Below are 1,998 nucleotides of genomic sequence, written 5' to 3' on the forward strand. Positions count from 1 at the left end.
AGAGCCATTTAACCGGCTTGGCCATTGAAGCAAATAATGTGAGGAAAATTACTAAGTATTACAAGGGCAGGGGTGCGAAATCATGCCTTACGTGGCCAAGTCCGCGTTGAAATGGTTGTTAGGCACTTGCTATAGCTCTAGATAACTTTCTAAATATTCAATTCTTTTTAGAATTATTCCCTCACATAATTCTGAACTATCCAACTTTATTTGATTCAAGATTTCTATTCTCCATTCCAAATAATTTGGAAAATCAGCTGTTACATCAACAGAATCCTGTTCCTTAATCTTAAACAACCTAATAGGATCGAGTATCTTTGTATTGAAAAGGAAATAGACATCAGGCATGTTATAGTCAAAGTTGTATTGATCAAGTTCCCCTGTAATTTCCCTGTATTTTGACTCAATTTTACTTTTTACTGATTCCGTAATTGTTAATCGATATTCATTTTGGTGTACCATTGTACTTTGATCTTCAAGGCAGGCTTTACCACTTTTTTTTACGTTACCCTCATAGCCTGAGTCAAGAATCAAGGGCTGATTAGCACCATCCAGTTTAATCAGTACCGAATAATCATTACGGTTTTCATAAGATTTAATAAAATTGTCTTTTCTATAAGGATCAGTAAACGCTTCGTCGTAATTGGATGAGTAAATAAATGTGGAAAAAACATCTTCAAAACCGGCATAAAAGAACAAATCTAATTTTCCATTATGGTCTATATCTATTAGTTGAACAGAGTGAGGACCAAAATCTCCATGGATCATTGTATACCATAGAGGTTCAGTTCTTTCTGGATGTGTAATTTCAAAACCAACTCCACCAGGCCAATTGTCATCCTTTATTTTATAGAAAAAGAAGCGTGCAATAAATCCATCAGTTAATTCTCTTGTAGTTCTGTATTGAACATAAAACTCAGGATTATCTTCAAGAATTAGACTGCTCAACTCTCCCTGAATCGTTGAATCAACTTGAGCCAGAACCTTAAAATGAAATCCCAAACATATGACTAATATTAGTACTATTAATTTCTTCATGAATGGTAATTTATAAAGTTGCCTAACGGCTTGGCGTTTAACCGGTTTTGCGATTACGAGCTACTAATGTGATAAAAAGCAAGAGATACCACAACTCTAAAAATTTTAATACCAGCTATGAGCGGCAAAATCGGGTTAAAACGCTGGTTATGGAGCCAATACGTGATTAAGGAGTAACCGACCAATCTTCCAGCTTTATATCAGTTAGCCGGCTAAAGTGACTTGTATTATTTGTTACCATTGTCAAATCGAATGAAACAGCAGTAGCACCGATTAAAAGATCAAAATCGTCTATAATTTTTCCTGATTTTTGCAGACGTGCCTTTTCTTCAGCATAGATATCAAGTGCAGGAAAAATAGGGAGTATCTGAATACCACTTAAAAAGTTTTCAAGGGCTTTTTGATTCTTCTTCTTTGCCTTGCTTTTAGCGACTCCAAATTTTAATTCAGCCAAAGTAATTTCGGATATAAAACAATATTCCGGGCCGATCTCCTCAAACTTTGATTTCAGATCGTACAATCCCTTGATGTAATAAATACAAATATTTGTGTCCAGCAGGTATTGATTCAAAACTCTTCAATTGTCCTGTTGAATGTTCTGGAACCCTTTATGGTCTCTATCAGATCTTCAGCACTCTCATTTTTATCCCAACCACCAAAAGCTTTATAAAAATCAGTCTTCTCTTGTTCTAAATCAGTTTTTACAGTATTGGAGAGCTTCGAAATAAGATCAAGCTTGTTTTGTGCACTCATATTCTTCAACAAAGACATGTAGCTGTCGATCAGTTTTGTATTTAGATCTGCTGTATTCATAAGGACACCTCACTGTTTGAACCTGCTTGAACTTTGAGATAGTTTGTTTCTATTAACGAGCCAGGTTTCAATTGCTTATGAAATGTAATGAAAATTCAGGACTGAAAGAATTTTGCAGAAATTGGTACTTGAATTTTGTGTGGTTCC

General features: G+C 35.0%; 3 protein-coding genes. All 3 read right to left on the reverse strand.

Features of this window, described 5'->3' with window-relative positions; translation table 11 throughout:
• Window positions 1-129 precede the first annotated feature (129 nt).
• The 3 genes from DYD21_RS20750 to DYD21_RS20760 all read right to left on the reverse strand — a co-directional run bounded on the left by DYD21_RS20750 (window position 130) and on the right by DYD21_RS20760 (window position 1,851).
• On the reverse strand, window positions 130-1,038 hold the full coding sequence (locus DYD21_RS20750) for a hypothetical protein (protein WP_116038936.1): 909 nt from the start codon (window positions 1,036-1,038) through the stop codon (window positions 130-132).
• A gap of 166 nt (window positions 1,039-1,204) precedes the next feature.
• Window positions 1,205-1,609 carry a type II toxin-antitoxin system VapC family toxin gene (locus tag DYD21_RS20755; protein ID WP_116038937.1) on the reverse strand — a complete coding sequence of 135 codons (405 nt, stop codon included), beginning with the start codon at window positions 1,607-1,609 and terminating at the stop codon, window positions 1,205-1,207.
• Window positions 1,606-1,851 carry a hypothetical protein gene (locus DYD21_RS20760; RefSeq protein ID WP_116038938.1) on the reverse strand — a complete coding sequence of 82 codons (246 nt, stop codon included), beginning with the start codon at window positions 1,849-1,851 and terminating at the stop codon, window positions 1,606-1,608. Before DYD21_RS20760 ends, DYD21_RS20755 begins: the two co-directional genes overlap by 4 nt.
• Window positions 1,852-1,998 lie beyond the last annotated feature (147 nt).

The organism is Rhodohalobacter sp. SW132, from assembly GCF_003390325.1.
Classification (GTDB): Bacteria; Bacteroidota; Rhodothermia; order Balneolales; family Balneolaceae; genus SW132.

What these genes read in the sequence shown, in the direction of transcription:
- DYD21_RS20760 (WP_116038938.1), bottom strand. Translation starts at nt 1,851, where the DNA reads ATGAATACAGCAGATCTAAATACAAAACTGATCGACAGCTACATGTCT.
- DYD21_RS20750 (WP_116038936.1), bottom strand. Translation starts at nt 1,038, where the DNA reads ATGAAGAAATTAATAGTACTAATATTAGTCATATGTTTGGGATTTCAT.